The 15,652-nt window shown below is 56.4% G+C and carries 10 protein-coding genes; 9 read left to right on the plus strand and 1 reads right to left on the minus strand.

Annotated elements, in window-relative coordinates; genetic code table 11:
- Positions 1–633 precede the first annotated feature (633 nt).
- From KL786_RS05840 to KL786_RS05865, 6 genes are all read left to right on the plus strand, one after another.
- Positions 634–1,995: a purine-cytosine permease family protein gene (locus KL786_RS05840; protein ID WP_041025104.1), complete on the plus strand. Its 1,362-nt coding sequence runs from the start codon at positions 634–636 to the stop codon at positions 1,993–1,995.
- Positions 1,996–2,148: 153 nt separating this feature from the next.
- Positions 2,149–3,321: a porin gene (locus KL786_RS05845; protein ID WP_031637015.1), complete on the plus strand. Its 1,173-nt coding sequence runs from the start codon at positions 2,149–2,151 to the stop codon at positions 3,319–3,321.
- A gap of 499 nt (positions 3,322–3,820) precedes the next feature.
- Positions 3,821–5,194, plus strand: a complete 1,374-nt coding sequence (ltrA, locus tag KL786_RS05850; RefSeq protein WP_049950174.1) for a group II intron reverse transcriptase/maturase — start codon at positions 3,821–3,823, stop codon at positions 5,192–5,194.
- A gap of 300 nt (positions 5,195–5,494) precedes the next feature.
- On the plus strand, positions 5,495–7,240 hold the full coding sequence (gene capB / locus KL786_RS05855) for a caprolactamase subunit beta (RefSeq protein ID WP_024075427.1): 1,746 nt from the start codon (positions 5,495–5,497) through the stop codon (positions 7,238–7,240).
- A 35-nt stretch (positions 7,241–7,275) separates the two neighbouring features.
- Positions 7,276–9,366, plus strand: a complete 2,091-nt coding sequence (gene capA, locus KL786_RS05860; RefSeq protein ID WP_064361164.1) for a caprolactamase subunit alpha — start codon at positions 7,276–7,278, stop codon at positions 9,364–9,366.
- A 97-nt stretch (positions 9,367–9,463) separates the two neighbouring features.
- On the plus strand, positions 9,464–10,423 hold the full coding sequence (locus KL786_RS05865; protein WP_033902870.1) for an AraC-like ligand-binding domain-containing protein: 960 nt from the start codon (positions 9,464–9,466) through the stop codon (positions 10,421–10,423).
- Positions 10,424–10,800: 377 nt separating this feature from the next.
- Here the strand turns inward: KL786_RS05865 and csiR are convergent, their stop codons facing one another.
- On the minus strand, positions 10,801–11,520 hold the full coding sequence (csiR, locus tag KL786_RS05870) for a DNA-binding transcriptional regulator CsiR (RefSeq protein WP_023048102.1): 720 nt from the start codon (positions 11,518–11,520) through the stop codon (positions 10,801–10,803).
- A gap of 192 nt (positions 11,521–11,712) precedes the next feature.
- On the opposite strand from csiR, the gene glaH reads away from it, so the two are divergent.
- From glaH to KL786_RS05885, 3 genes are all read left to right on the plus strand, one after another.
- A complete protein-coding gene (glaH, locus tag KL786_RS05875; RefSeq protein ID WP_023628647.1) occupies positions 11,713–12,690 on the plus strand; it encodes a glutarate dioxygenase GlaH in 978 nt (325 codons plus the stop codon).
- An 84-nt stretch (positions 12,691–12,774) separates the two neighbouring features.
- Positions 12,775–14,004 (plus strand): L-2-hydroxyglutarate dehydrogenase, encoded by a 1,230-nt coding sequence (gene lhgD / locus KL786_RS05880; RefSeq protein WP_023048104.1) that lies wholly within the window; start codon positions 12,775–12,777, stop codon positions 14,002–14,004.
- 238 nt (positions 14,005–14,242) lie between these two features.
- Positions 14,243–15,610, plus strand: coding sequence for an aspartate aminotransferase family protein (locus tag KL786_RS05885; RefSeq protein ID WP_023048105.1), 1,368 nt, complete (start codon positions 14,243–14,245; stop codon positions 15,608–15,610).
- Positions 15,611–15,652: the final 42 nt, after the last annotated feature.

The following is a 15,652-nucleotide window of genomic DNA, read 5'->3' on the forward strand; positions in this document are numbered from 1 at the left end:
TGTGTTGCAATACCTATAGAATTGTGCTATGCGTGCATACTCAAGTGGCGTGCGGGTTTCAGGGCTAATGCATTTGAAACATAGAGTTGACGTGCGGGAAAGACAATTTTTTGACTTACACGTTATGCGGTAAGTCTGATGCTTGAGCGTTTGAGCTTAGGCATTCTGGTTGTTTTCGTTATTCTTTGTACCCGGTTTTGTACCCGGTTTTGACTTCTTGTAGCATGTAGTGCTGGTTGCTGGCTTAGGGTGGTTGTGCCGAGATTGAATCGGCCTCGAGCCCGTCATTGAGTGCTTTGCTTGTAGTCCTACTGGCTTGAAACGTTTAAGCGCTATGTTGTCTGTCTGGCTATCACGCTGAGTGTAGGTGTTGTTAGGTGACTCGCTCGCTAATAACGCTCTCTCGGAAAGAGATGTAAGCCATAGCGTCATTGAGGTCTTTTATTCTGACTTGGACAGCCTGAGAGATTTTCTCATCGCTTTCCGCTGGAGGAGTTTCGTCTGGGTGGGCCATCTTCCAGAGAGCAAGAAGCTTCAGGTATGACAAAAGAGAGTGCGCTCAGCAGCAAGTGGTCGCCCGCCTGAAGTACTTATGATCATGACTCCACTCATTACAAAAACAAGAGAAGAGCCATGGCCGGAAACATCAAAAAACAGGTCGATAGTATCGACTACAGCACCGTCGCGGTTCCGGAAGAACACCGCATGAGCAAAGGCTCACTGACGATGGCTTGGTGGGCCATCTGCAGTGCTATGTTTTGGCTGGTGGTGTCCGCCACCCTGGCAATGAGCTTTGGTACGATGAATGCCATAATCGGCTTACTCTTGTCGGTCGTAACTTATGCGGCCATCAACGGGGTCATTGCCCGCTACGCCATTAAGACCGGATTATCGGTCGCACTCTTCTCCCGGGTGCTATTCGGACGCGCCGGCGCAGCACTGGCCACCCTGATTTTCTTCGCCACGGCGATCTACTACAGCGTGTTTGAAGGCTCGGTGATCGCCATTGCTATCCAACACTACGTGTCCGACATCACGCTCAATCAAGCCTGCCTAATAGTGGTGCTATACAGCGTGCCACTGGTGTTCGGTAGCGTGCAGACCTGGCTGGATAAGTTCAATGGCGTGCTGCTGCCGCTCTACCTGATTGGTCTGATTGCCGTAGTAGCGATGGCCGTCGGTGAATACGGCTACAGTTCTGCCTGGTTGGAAATGGGGCCTGAGAGCGGGCCAGTAAGTAATGGCTGGTGGGACTGTTTCACCTATTTCATGGGAGTGTGGATTCTCATGATGTACACCTGGGACTACGCACGCTTCGGTCGTAAGCAGGACGCCAGCTACCACGCTAAATTTAACTTCGGCCTACCATTCTATATCTTCACCTTTCTTATTAACGGTCTGGTCGGCATCTTTCTCGCCGCCACCATTCCCACAGAGGGCGGCCTGTCTGAGGTCTCGGTGGTGCTGGCCATTGTCGAGCTGATGGGTATCTGGGGGTTGTTGTTCGTTTGGGTCAGCCAGACCCGTATCAATACCGCAAATTTCTTCATGGCCGCTAGCAACATGCATGCGTTCTTCGGCCGTTTTGGCTTGGCGGCTGTGCCTTATATGGCATGGGCCGTAGTAGTTGGCATCGTGGTCTACACAATGATGTTGCTCAATGTGTTCAGCTACATTCTGCAAGCCCTGGCATACCAGAGCATCTTTGTAGTGGCTTGGGTAGCGATCGCTTTGGCGCATATTTTCTCGCCGAAATATACCCAGCTGTTCGAGGGCAATATTGAATTCGCTCTCGAACGAGTCAACGCCTTCAACCCGTGCGGCTTGATCGCCTGGTTCTTTGCCGCTGGCCTGGGGATAGTGCTGCTGAATTTCGGCGGAGCAACGCTGGCGACCTTCTCAGCGCCGGTGACCTTTGTCTGCGCGTTCGCCAGCTACTGGCTGCTACTCAACAGCGCCAAACGCAGCTGGTTTGTCCGCACCAGCTGCAGCTGAAACCAATATCGGCGCCCACCGGGCCGATGTATTCGGCTCCGGCAACTTGCTGCAGCTACCAAACCCGATCCAAAACTAAGCCGCAACACCGCAGCGGCTTAGTGCTGCGTAGCTGAAAAAAAGACTAACAATGCTAAGAGCCAATTCATGAAAATGATCAACCTGCACCCACAAGCAACTCTCATATTACTTCCATTGTTGGCATCGCTCGCGCTACCCGCAGGTGCGGTGGCTATCAATGACAACTTGGACATTGGCGGCGCCGTGCGTGCGCGTATCGACTACGACCCCGACCGGGATATCGAGAAGCTGAGTTTCGATACTGCCTTTCTCACCGCTACCTACAACTCCGATAGTTGGATCGGCGCGGCTAAATACCGTTTCTATGGCGACGCTTACCCTTTCGACTATACCGACAAGATCGGTGACATCGCCTTCGCCGAATATGCATGGATCGGCTACAAGTTCGATGAGTCGCGTCAGATTCAGGTGGGACTAAACAAGATTCCGTTCGGCCTGCTGCCCTATGCCGGCAGCACTTTCTTCTTGACCTTGGGCAGCGTGATCGGCCTGGAAGACATTGCGAACCTTGGTGTTAAATACATCCAGCAGCAGGATGACTGGAACTTCCAACTCGCTTACTACCTAAGCCCGGCTGATCAGGGTCAAGGTACAAGCCGCGGCGGGCGGACCTATGCAACCAGTGTTGCTACGGCAGATGACTACGTCGTCGACGGCAGCGATAACCACGAGCGCGACATCTTAGTCGGGCGTCTGGCCCGCAACCTAAAGCTTGGGAGCTGGCAGTCGGAGATCGGCGCCTCGGCATTGACCTCGACGCTGCAGAACCAGGACAGTCGTGATAGCGGCCGCCGAAATGCCCTAGCAGTCCACTACTCGGGCAAGAATGGCCCCTGGGGCGTGCAACTGCAAGCCACTCGCCAGGACATGAGCCCGGAGAATCCCGGCAGAGACAAGCTGGTTAGCTTCGGCAGCTTCGACGGCACCTTTAACGTTGCCGCCAAGGGTAACCTCTATGTAGCCGACCTCAGCTATGACATTCCTGGCTCACTCGGGTGGCTCTCTGGTGTCAAGGTTTACGGTAACTACAGCCTGTTCGACAAGGATGAGTCCAGCTTCGAGGATTCCCAGCGCTTCATCCTTGGCACATCTTTCTCGCTGAAAGACCTATGGATCGCCGTCGAGTGGTTGCACGGCAAGCACGATCCCTACATCGGTGGCGGTAGCTACACCCAGAGCCTGGGCGCCGGCGGTAGCGAACGCTGGGAAAACCAGTTGTATACCAATATCGGTTACTACTTCTGAGGCAATAAGCGCCCCTAGCAACCACTCACGCTCCTATTTTCGCCAGCCATGTGCTGGCGTTTTTTTATGGTGCGCCAGGCATGGCGCGTAGCGCCGTGACTGGCGCTGTCGGGTTCACTGTGGTGGTGAGCCTGGCGACTTGGAGGTGAAAGTCCTCTACACACCCGGCAAGGGGAAGTGTTAGCTGAAGGCAAGGGTGTCGCGGGCGACTGCGAATCTGAAGGAAGCCCGAGACAAAATGCTGGCCTGACGAACAGGAAGCGGATGAGGCGGCGCAGCGGGGTGAGGTGGCCATAATCGCCAAAGCCCGATACTTGCACGGAACGCTGCGACGTAGATCCGACAGGCATAAGCAGGAAGGTCGCGCGAATTACCCTGGGAGATCTGTACGCTTGCCATTGTGCTACCGATTGTCGAGAGGCGACGGGATGGGCGTGCAGAAGTCAGCCGAGGCCGTAGTAAGTGGCGGTCAACCACGCCATCAAGGGCCGAACAGGTCATGCCGCCAGTAGGCGTCAGCGTCTCGTCGATAACCGAAATGCAGAAATTTCTCCAAGAGAAGACTGTCACCCCGAGTCCCGGCCAGAGGCCGAGGATGACGCCTGACAGCGCAGAGGTATCGGCGGCGTCGGTGACGTGGATGAACGCGGAGCCGGACACGCTGATGGAGCGGGTGCTTGCGCCGCTCAATCTCAAGCGTGCGTATCAGCGCGTGGTCAGCAACAAGGGGGCGCCGGGTGCCGATGGCATGACGGTCGCCGACTTGGCAGGCTACGTGAAACAGTATTGGCCCATCCTGAAGGTCAGGCTGCTGGCAGGTGAATACCATCCCCAGGCAGTGCGGGCGGTCGAAATTCCCAAACCGCAGGGCGGTATGCGGCAACTGGGCATTCCCAGTGTCGTGGATCGCCTGATCCAGCAAGCCCTGCTGCAACAGCTCACGCCGATCTTCGATCCGCTGTTCTCGGACTATAGCTACGGCTTCCGTCCGGGCAGAAGCGCTCACCAGGCTGTCGAGATGGCCCGCACCCATGTGGCGGCGGGTCATAGGTGTTGCGTGGAACTCGATCTGGAGAAGTTCTTTGATCGGGTCAACCACGACATCCTGATGTTCTGTGTTGAGCGCCATGTCGAAGACAAACAGGTGCTCAGACTCATCCGCCGTTACCTCGAAGCGGGCGTCATGTCGGGCGGGGTTGTCAGCCATCGGCAGGAGGGGGCGCCGCAAGGCGGCCCGCTTTCGCCGCTGCTGTCGAACATCCTGCTCGATGAACTCGACCGTGAGTTGGAGCGGCGAGGCCATCGCTTCGTGCGCTATGCCGATGACGCGAACATTTATGTCCGTAGTCCGCGTGCTGGCGAACGAGTGCTGGCCAGTGTCGAGCGGTTCCTGAATCACCGTCTGAAACTGAGACTGAATCGGGACAAGAGTCGCGTGGCTGGGTCGTGGAAATGCGACTACCTGGGGTATGGGATGAGTTGGCACTCGCAGCCTAGACTGCGAGTGGCAACCATGAGCCTGCGCCGTGTGCGCGACCGTCTCAGGGAACTGCTGCGAGGGGTGCGGGGCCACAAGATGGCGAATGTCATCGAGCGGGTAAACCCGGTGCTGCGAGGCTGGGCAGGCTACTTCAAGCTCAGCCAGAGCAAGCGTCCACTGGAAGAGCTGGATGGCTGGGTCAGGCACAAACTTCGCTGTGTCATCTGGCGGCAATGGAAGCAGCCCTCTACGAGGGCGCGCAACCTGATGCGCCTGGGATTGAGCGAGGAGCGTGCCTGCAAGTCGGCCTTCAATGGCCGAGGCCCGTGGTGGAACTCAGGAGCGCCGCATATGAATCAGGCGCTGCCGAAGAAGCTATGGGACAGACTTTGACTGGTCTCGATACTGGATACGATCAATCGGCTTAACCGCATGGCCTGAACCGCCGTGTACGGAACCGTACGCACGGTGGTGTGGGAGGACGGCGGCCGTGAGGCCGCCTCCTACCCGATCGCAGCGTTCCGGCCTCCCGGCATTAGATCTTGAGTAGATGCACCAGTAGAAACAGTTCACTTCAGGCCAAAAAACGGTGCGCTTGAAGACAAGCCAGCCGCTAGGCCCGCGCGTACCTTAGCGATGTGGGCAAGACATCCGTCACGCCTCCCCAGACAAAAACAAGATTTGTGGTGACCCATGAACACAGTAGACCCGATCACCCTGGCAGTCGTGCGCGGTGCGCTCGAAACAGCCCAGCGAGAAATGACCCTGACGCTGGAAAAGACCAGTCGCTCGAGCGTGTTCAACCTCGCCCACGACTATTCCAACGCACTCTTCGATCACCTCCCGGAAATGATCCTGCAAGGCCAGGACATTCCTATTCATCTCGGTTCGCTTATCCCAGCGATGAAATGCGTTGCTGGCTTCTTCGGTGATGAGATTGCCGAGGGCGATGTTATTTATCATAACGATCCAGCCTACATGGGCAGTCATATCCTCGACTGCTGCATGTACAAACCGGTGTTCTATAAGGGCGAGCTGGTGTTCTGGACGGTCTGCAAGGGCCACCTGACCGATATTGGCGGCCCGGTACCGGCCGGCTACAACCCGGACGCAAAAGAAATCTACGCAGAGGGCCTGCGCATCCCGCCTGTCAAGTTGTGGGCCCAGGGCCAGCGCCGGGAAGACGTAATCAACCTGCTGCTGACCAACATGCGCGCCCGCGCCTATCAAGAAGGCGATCTGAATGCCCAGTACGGTGCTTGCAGCGTGGGCGAGCGTCACCTGATCGAGTTGCTCGATCGCTATGGCGTCGACCAGGTCCGAGCGTGCATTACCGAGCTGAAAGATATGGCAGACCGTCATATGCGCGCATTGTTGCGTGATGTGCCAGACGGTTTCTACAGCGGCACTGCCATTCTCGAAGACTCCGGTCATGGTCTGGGAGAATTGTCGATCACTGCCCAGGTGGAAATTCGCGGCGACGAGGCGCACGTTCTGATAGAGAGCCCGCCGCAGGTGCCTTACTTCATCAACTCCTACGCGGGCAATTCGATCTCCGGGGTTTACCTCGGACTGATGATGTTCGCCCAGGTGCCACCGCCCTACAATGAAGGCCTCTATCGCTGCGTGAGTGTAGACCTTGGCCCGTCCGGTACTCTGTGCAACGCCCAGGAGCCGGCACCGCACGTCAACTGCACCACTACTCCGATGGAAACCCTCGCCGATGCCGTGCGTCTGGCCCTTGAACAGGCGGCTCCGGAGCGTGTGACCGCCTCCTGGGGGCATGCCAGCGGGATCAATATCGCTGGGCACGACCCACGCAACAACAACGATGAATATGTGACCATGGTGCTGGCCTCGGTCATCTCCGGCGCTGGCGCTAACAAGGCTATGGATGGTTGGCCTGCTTGCGGCCCGCTGTGCTGCTTCGGCGCGCTGATGTCCGGCGATATCGAACTGCTTGAGTACTCCTATCCGGTACTGATACACCGCTACAGCCTGATGACCGACAGTGGTGGCGCCGGTGAATTCCGCGGTGGCTCTGGTACTCGCCTGGAGCTCGAGCCGCTGAAGCACGCCATGACCGTGGTCGGTTTCGGTGAGGGCCGGCAGCTGCCTACCGCCGGTGCGGCAGGGGCGAAGAATGTTCTGCTCGAGCCCAAGCTCGGCCGCTTGATCCATAGACATGTCGACGGTGAGGAAGACCATTACATCCAGAACACTCTGCTGACCGCACAACCAGGTGAGCGCGTAATCAACGTCAACCCGGGCGGTGGTGGCTATGGCGACCCACTACGTCGTCCGCTGGCCACGGTTCTAGCCGATGTGCGCAACGGCTTGGTCTCGATTGACGGCGCGCGCCTTGAATACGGCGTAGTGATTGACGGCAACGGCCAACTCGATGAAGCCGCAACCCACGCACACCGAGCCGCGCACTGAGCACAGCCCCTTTGAGCAATGCAGAGAATTCGAAAATGAGCAAACAACAATATCGCCTGGGCATCGATGCCGGCGGCACCTTCACTGATTTCATCCTCGCCGACCATCAGGGCAACGTGCAGTTGTTCAAGGCGCCGTCCACCCCACATGACGGCACCCTGGCCATACGCAACGGTCTGGCGCAAATCGCCGATGCCCTCGGCCGTACACCAGCCGAGATCATTGCCGACTGCGATCTGTGCATCAACGGGACGACTGTGGCGCTCAACGCACTGATCGAAAAGACCGGGGTCAAGGTGGGCCTGCTGTGTACCGATGGCCATGAAGACAGCCTGGAAATTCGCCTTGGCCACAAAGAAGATGGCCATCGCTATGACGCCACTTATCCACCGGCGCATATGTTAGTGCCGCGCCACCTGCGCCGTCCAATCGGCGGGCGTATTATCAGTGACGGCAGCGAGTTCAGCCCGCTAGACGAGGCGGCGATTCATGCCGCCATCGACTACTTCCGCGAACAACAGGTGCAGGCGGTGGCGATCTCCTTCGTCTGGTCGGTGCGCAACCCTAGTCACGAGCAGCGCGCTATGGCTATGGTGCGTGCGGCTTTACCTGACGTATTTGTCTGCAGCGGCCACGAGGTGTTCCCGCAGATTCGCGAATACACACGCACCTCGACAACCGTGGTCAACGCCTACCTTAGCCCAGTGATGGGTCGTTATATCGAACGCATCGACGCGCTGTTCGAGGAGCTGGGCGCGCAGCAGCCTACCCGCTATTTCCAGTCCAACGGAGGTCTGGCTCCTGGCGTGGTAATGCGTGAGCGGGCGGTCAACGCGATCAACTCCGGTCCGGCATCTGCCCCGCAAGCCGGCTTGTGCGTGGCCCAGCCATTCGGTATCGACAACGTAATCACCGTCGATATGGGTGGTACCTCGTTCGACATCACTCTTAGCAAAGGCGGTCGCACCAACTTCAGCAAAGACAGCGACTTCCTCCGTTACCGTATCGGCGTGCCAATGATTCAGGTGGAAACCCTTGGCGCCGGCGGTGGCTCGATCGCCCACCTTGACGACTTCGGCATGCTCCAGGTCGGTCCACGCAGTGCCGGGGCTAACCCCGGGCCTGTGTGTTATGGAAAGGGTGGGGTCGAGCCGACTGTAACCGATGCTAACCTGGCGCTCGGTTATCTGGCTGATGGTGCACTGCTCGGTGGCAGCATCCGTCTAAATCGACAAGCCGCGATCGATGCGATCCGCAGTAAAATTGCCGAACCGCTGGGTATCAGTGTCGAGCGCGCGGCCGTCGGTATCATTACCCTGGTTAACCTGAGCATGGTTAGTGGTATCCGCCGCGTGTCCATTGAGCGTGGTTATGATCCCCGTGACTTCGCCCTGATCGGTGCCGGTGGTGCAGCGGGCATGCACGTGATGCGACTAGCTGAGGAAATCGGCAGCAAGGTTGTGCTGATTCCCAAGGTGGCTTCGGGGCTGTGCGCCTTCGGCCAGATTCTCTCTGACATCCGCTATGATCAGCTGACTACTTTGCCGATGCGTTTGGATGACGAGTTCGTCGATTTGGAGCAACTAAACCAGGCCCTGCAGCAGTTACGCGAGCGTGGTATGACGAACCTGCGAGACGATGGTTTCGGTGGTGACAATCGTATTGAATGCCAGTACAGCCTGGAGATTCGTTACCTCGGACAGATCCACGAGTGCAGCGTCGAACTGAGCTGCGACCGGCTCGACCGTAGCAGCCTGGCGGCCCTGCGCGAATCCTTCCACCAGCGGCACAAGGCGCTGTTTTCCTACAGTGAGCCTAACAGCCCGGTCGAACTAGTTAATCTAGAGTGCTCGGTGATCGCGCGGTTACAGCGTCCACCAATGCCTGAACTTGCAACCCCGCTCAAGGCAACGGCCGCGATTCCGGCTGGTCATCGTCCGATGCTGTTCAATGCGCAAGACGATTGGCAGGACACGCCTGTGTACAACGGCGACCGCATAGAAGTAGGGCAGATTATTCAAGGTCCCTGTGTGATTGAGGAAGCGACCACAAACATCCTTGTTCCACCGGGCTGGCGGGTCAGTCTGGATCCCTCGGCCACATATGAACTGACTCCCGGTCATTGACCGTCAGGGATTTTTAACAAAGGATTGTGTAACAACGGCACCGACGGCATTCACCGTTGGTGCCGCCCTCATAATAACTACAAATTGAGGACCTTTCATGACAGATCAATTGTCTACGCGGTATTGGCCTGAGGGAGAAAGGCAATCGCGTTGGGCCGAAGCCATCGGCAATACATATTTTCCATTGTCGTTGGAGTTCAATTCCAGCGCCATTTTCCAAGGCAGCCTGAAAATTTGGAAAACGGGCAGTACGCCGTTGGCGTTATCGCGCCTGCGCTCCAGTCAGCTAGGCTATTCGCGCAGCGAGAGCCAGGTTAGCGAAGATACTGAACCCTGTTACCTTGTAACAGTGCCGCGCCTTACCGAAGTACACTTCGAGCAAGACGGTCGTGAGCTCCATTGTAAGCCAGGTGGGTTCATCTTCGAGCGAGGCGATGCGCCTTATCGTTTTCACTACTCCTGCGACAACGACCTTTGGGTATTCAAGCTGCCTGAGCGCGCGCTACATGGACAGATACGTGGAGCCGAGCGCTACACCCGTTTCTGTTTCGAGGCTCGGCGTGGATTGGGACGAATTTTTGTTGATCAACTGGCGATGTGTGCCGCGCGCTTCGACGAATGCGATGCGGATGCCCGTCATATGCTGCTGGAACAGGTGCTTTCGACGTTGTTAATGGCTCTGCGCCAAGATGAGCGCGTCCTTAATAGTGAGAGTTCGAGTCTAGCTGCCCTGCATTTGCAGCGTATCGAGCACTACATCGACCGAAACTTGTGTTCAGCTGAACTAAACCCGCAGCATATTGCTCAGGCCTGCGGCTTATCGGTTCGCTATTTGCATAAATTATTTTTCAGTACGCCCTACAGTCTCGGTGAATGGATTCGCCTGAAACGATTGGAGGCTGTATATCAACGCCTACGTGATCCCCACTGCCACCTATCAATCGGTGAGCTGGCATATCGTTGGGGGTTCAGTGATCAGGCACAATTTTCCCGGCATTTTCGCCAGCACTTTAGTTGTACTGCCAGTGAAGCCCGAGCCGTTTCGTTAAAGCCGTAGCCGGTTACTTTATTGTCAATGTGCTCTGGGGGATTAGAAGTCACTCGGCGTAGCTCCCCATAAAGGCTCCACGCCTTTTCACCGTTGCGGGAGTACCAGTTATATATCGGCGTCTGATATTCCATACGGGCGCTAACTTGGGTAAGCCTTTGTCGTCTGCATTGGCAAACTCATGCGTAGCTGGTGTTGCTGATCAAGCCAAGCTTATTGTTTTAGGTTCACGCGAGCGGGCTGAGAGCGGCGCAGGCTTCACAAGCGTAAGACGGAACCATGCTAGGTGCAAAGCTATGGTGTTGGGTAGTAATTGCTTCAGGTCTGTCCTGCAAAAAACATGCTGAAATTCCGCAGGCACCCCCTCTAAGGGCGAGACACGGTAACTATCCCATGATTTCAGGGGCGGACTGGGATGCTCTCAGGTTGCTGTTGCGCATGATCCCTTCGATGATCGGTACTGGTGTCATCAGATGAGCCTGCATCATGGCGCTTGCTCGCGTTGCGTCACGGGCAAGGATAGCTTCTACCAGTTCGCTGTGCTCTTGACGTTTCAGGGACAAGGCCTCCTCGGATAGCACCGTGCGCCGCAGCCACAGCTGGCGATAGCGCTCGGCCTGATCGAACAGATAGGCGCGCGCCTGCAGCAGGTGTCTAGACCCACAGCCGGAGGCTATAGCTGTATGGAAGGCCTTGTGTCGGGCATCCCATATTTCCAGCATCTGCTCCTGGGTCTTGACCTCCATTACCTTGGCCAATGTATGCGAATAGGCCAACACCTGGGCCTCCCAGGCGTCATCGCCGCGTTCGATGGCGAGCTTAAGTACCAGCGCTTCGAGATTGGCCCGTGCGTCATAGATGTCCTGCATTTCGCTCAGCGACATAGGAGCGACGCGGTAGCCACGCTGACTGATAGCTACTACCAGATTTTCCGCAATCAGATGCGATAGCGCTTCACGCAGAGGGCCTACGCCTAGGTCGTAGCGCTCCTTAAGCGCAGTCATTCGCAGTTTTTCTCCGGGCTTGAACATGCCCTGAATTATGTCCCGCTTGAGCCACTCATAGCCGCTGACTGCTGAGTTTTGGCGGGGGGCGAGCGTATCCATAAACCATGCTCCTCAACGGGTTTTATCCATCATACGCAACTGCAGAAATATTTACTAAGTGGAGATGCAGTTGCCGAGTGTCGCTATTTTATAAAAGCGTAGACATTTTTATAAAATAGCTATATTTTTAGTCCGGCTGTTCTGGTAAATCTCGGGGCGGCGTACAGACAATTTTTTCGTCAGGACTCTGCCATGAATGCCTTTACCCAGCTCAAAGATCTTGTGATGCCGCTACCGACCGCCGTTAAGGGGTTTTCTCTTTCACCCTCCGCTCAGTCGCCCCGTTTGTTCGAGCTGACCTTCACTAAGGCGACGATAGAGGCTTTCTGTGTAGCAGTGGCCGAGTGGCCGGTGCAGGCGCTGGAATACAAGTCCTTCTTGCGATTTCGCTTCGCCAAAATTCTTGACGATCTCTGCGGTAACAGCCTGCGCCCGGTGCTACTCAACGCCCTAATGGATCGTGCCACCGGAGGGCTGTTAATCAAGCAGGAGGCCCTGAATGATGTGGCACAAGCTGATGATATGGTCAAATTCTCGACTGCTGTGGCCCACCTGCTGGGGCGGTCGAACTTTGATGCGATGAGCGGCCAGTTCTACGCACGCTTCGTGGTCGAGAACGTCGATAATTCGGACAGCTACCTGCGCCAACCTCACCGGGTAATGGAGTTGCACAACGATGGTACTTTCGTCGATCAGATCACCGACTACGTGCTGATGATGAAGATCGATGAGCAGAATATCGAAGGTGGCAACTCGCTGATCCTGCATCTGGACGACTGGGAGGATCGCCATGCTTTCTTCCATCATCCGCTAGCACGGCGCGTCATGCGCTGGACCGCGCCGCCGAGTAAAAGGGTCGATACGGACGTGTTCCATTCGATCTTTGATGTCGACGCCGAAGGGCGGCCGACTATTCGCTATATCGATCAATTTGTTCAGCCCAAAGACTTCGACGAGGGCAACTGGCTGACCGACCTGTCTATCTCCCTGGAGGGCAGTAAACAGAAGCTTTCCGTGCCGGTGCCAGTTGGCTGCTTCCTGCTGATTAATAACCTGTATTGGCTGCATGGCCGCGATCGTTTCACCCCTCACCCTGGGCTGCGCCGTGAACTGATGCGCCAGCGCGGTTACTTCAGTTACCCCAAACTCGGCCATCAGCAAGGCCAATAATTGCCATTAATTGAACAGGGGCTGCGCGGTTTAGCCCTTGTCGTTTGTCCACGGGGCAAAACAGATCGAGTAGAGGTGATAGCGGTGTACGATTTTGTGATCATCGGGGGCGGCATTATCGGCATGTCGACTGCCATGCAATTAATCAAGGCCTACCCAGAGTCGAAAATCTTGTTGCTCGAGAAAGAGTCCGGGCCAGCTAAGCATCAGACGGGGCACAATAGCGGGGTCATCCACGCCGGCGTCTACTACACGCCGGGTAGCTTGAAGGCGAAGTTCTGCCTGGAAGGCAACCGTGCTACCAAATCGTTCTGTAACGAGCACGGCATTATCTACGATGAGTGCGGTAAGTTGCTGGTCGCCACCAATGAGGTGGAAATGCAGCGCATGCGCGCGCTTTGGGAGCGCACTGCAGCCAATGGTCTGGAGCGCGAGTGGCTGTCTGCGGAGCAACTGAAGGAACGCGAACCGAACATCACCGGAATCGGCGGGATCTTCGTGCCCTCCAGTGGTATCGTTAACTATGCCGAGGTCACCGCTGCCATGGCTCGCGAGTTCCAGAGGCACGGTGGCGAGATTCGCTACGACAGCGAAGTCATCGGCCTGGAAGAGCGCGCCACGGAGATGCGGGTTAAAACCCAGCATGAAGAAGTCATTGCACGCTTTTTGGTGACCTGCTCGGGTCTGATGGCCGACCGCATTGTATGTCTACTGGGCTTAGATCCTGGCTTTAGCATTTGCCCGTTCCGTGGCGAATACTATTTGCTGCCTGAGCAGCACAACCGGATCGTCAATCACCTGATCTACCCGATTCCCGATCCCTCCATGCCGTTCCTCGGCGTGCACCTGACGCGAATGATCGACGGCAGTGTGACAGTCGGTCCCAATGCTGTGCTGGCACTCAAGCGTGAGGGCTATCGCAAGCGTGACATATCTTTGTCCGACACGTTCGCAATGCTCACCAATCCGGGCATTCTTAAAGTGCTCAAGGACAATCTGCGGCCCGGCCTGATCGAGATGAAAAACTCGCTGTTCAAGCGTGGTTATCTACAGCAAGTACGCAAGTACTGCCCCAGCTTAACGCTGCAGGATCTCAAGCCTTACCCGGCCGGCGTCCGCGCCCAAGCGGTTTCAGCGGACGGCAAGTTGATCGAGGACTTCCTGTTCCGCAATACCCGCCGTAGCGTCAACGTCTGCAATGCACCATCGCCGGCGGCTACCTCTGCAATTCCCATAGGCGCCTACATCATCAAGCAGATTGATGCACAGCTGCAGGGGCTACCCAGGTTTGTAAAAAACCAACATCCCGCATGAGGCAGTGCGGGGCGAATTCGGCAGTGCACTGGAACGAACAAGACTGTGCGCAAGACGACAAGCCCCGCACCGGCTCAGTCTAATAGGCTATCGGCTAGTGCACTTAACGTCCCCGAGCCAAGTCATCGTTACTGAACTCGTTACCGAATTGAAGTGTGTGATTGTGATCAAAAGCCGGATGCCTACTTATAAGGCTACTCCCAGAAACCATGCTTGTTAGTCATATTGAGAGCGCCCCATGAACCAGTCAGTATCCTCGCTGCCAGAAAAAGACATTCAGTATCAACTGCACCCCTACACCAATGCTCGCCTTCATCAGGAGCTTGGCCCGCTGATCATCGAGCGCGGGGAGGGTATCTATGTTTATGACGATCAGGGCAAGGGTTATATCGAGGCGATGGCTGGGTTGTGGAGCGCCGCGCTTGGCTTTAGCAATCAACGTCTGATCAAGGCAGCTGAGCAGCAATTCAACACCCTGCCGTTTTATCACCTGTTCAGTCACAAATCGCATCGCCCGAGTATCGAGTTAGCCGAAAAGCTGATCGAGATGGCGCCGGTGCCTATGAGTAAGGTGTTCTTCACCAACTCCGGTTCCGAGGCTAACGATACTGTAGTGAAGATGGTCTGGTACCTCAATAACGCTCTAGGCAAACCAGCCAAGAAGAAGTTCATCAGTCGGGTCAACGGCTACCACGGCATCACCGTCGCCAGCGCAAGCTTGACTGGCCTTCCAGGCAACCAGCGCGGTTTCGACCTGCCGCTTCCAGGCTTCCTGCATGTCGGCTGCCCGCACCATTATCGTTTCGCCCTTGCCGGTGAAAGTGAAGAGCATTTCGCTGACCGCCTTGCCGTCGAGCTCGAGCAGAAGATTCTCGCCGAAGGCCCGGAGACTATCGCAGCGTTCATTGGCGAGCCATTGATGGGCGCTGGCGGTGTCATAGTGCCGCCTCGTACCTACTGGGAGAAGATCCAGAAAGTTTGCCGTAAGTACGACATCCTGGTTATCGCCGATGAGGTAATCTGTGGATTTGGGCGTACCGGGCAGATGTTTGGCAGCCAGACCTTTGGTATCCAGCCGGACATCATGGTGTTATCCAAGCAACTGTCATCTTCTTATCAGCCGATAGCGGCGATTCTGATCAATGCCCCAGTATTTGAGGGCATCGCTGATCAGAGCCAAGCGCTTGGCGCGCTTGGGCATGGGTTCACCGGCAGCGGTCATCCGGTAGCTACTGCCGTGGCCTTGGAGAACCTGAAGATTATTGAAGAGGAGAGCCTGGTCGAGCATGCGGCGCAAATGGGCCAGTTGTTGCGCAGCGGCCTACAGCATTTCATCGATCATCCCTTGGTGGGCGAAATTCGCGGTTGTGGACTGATCGCTGCGGTAGAACTAGTTGGCGATCGCGTGAGCAAGGCGCCGTATCAGGCGCTAGGCACCCTCGGACGCTACATGGCCGGCAGAGCCCAGGAACACGGCATGATTACTCGCGCCATGGGTGATGCCGTGGCCTTCTGCCCGCCGTTAATCGTCAACGAACAGGAAGTCGGAATGATTGTAGAGCGCTTTGCCAGGGCGCTGGACGACACCACTCAGTGGGTTGGTTAGATCAATCCGGGGGAGGAGAGAATTGCTTTTATGTGGCTCTCC

This window comes from Pseudomonas sp. TAE6080 (assembly GCF_018732265.1).
In the GTDB taxonomy this organism is placed as follows: Bacteria; Pseudomonadota; Gammaproteobacteria; order Pseudomonadales; family Pseudomonadaceae; genus Aquipseudomonas; species Aquipseudomonas brenneri.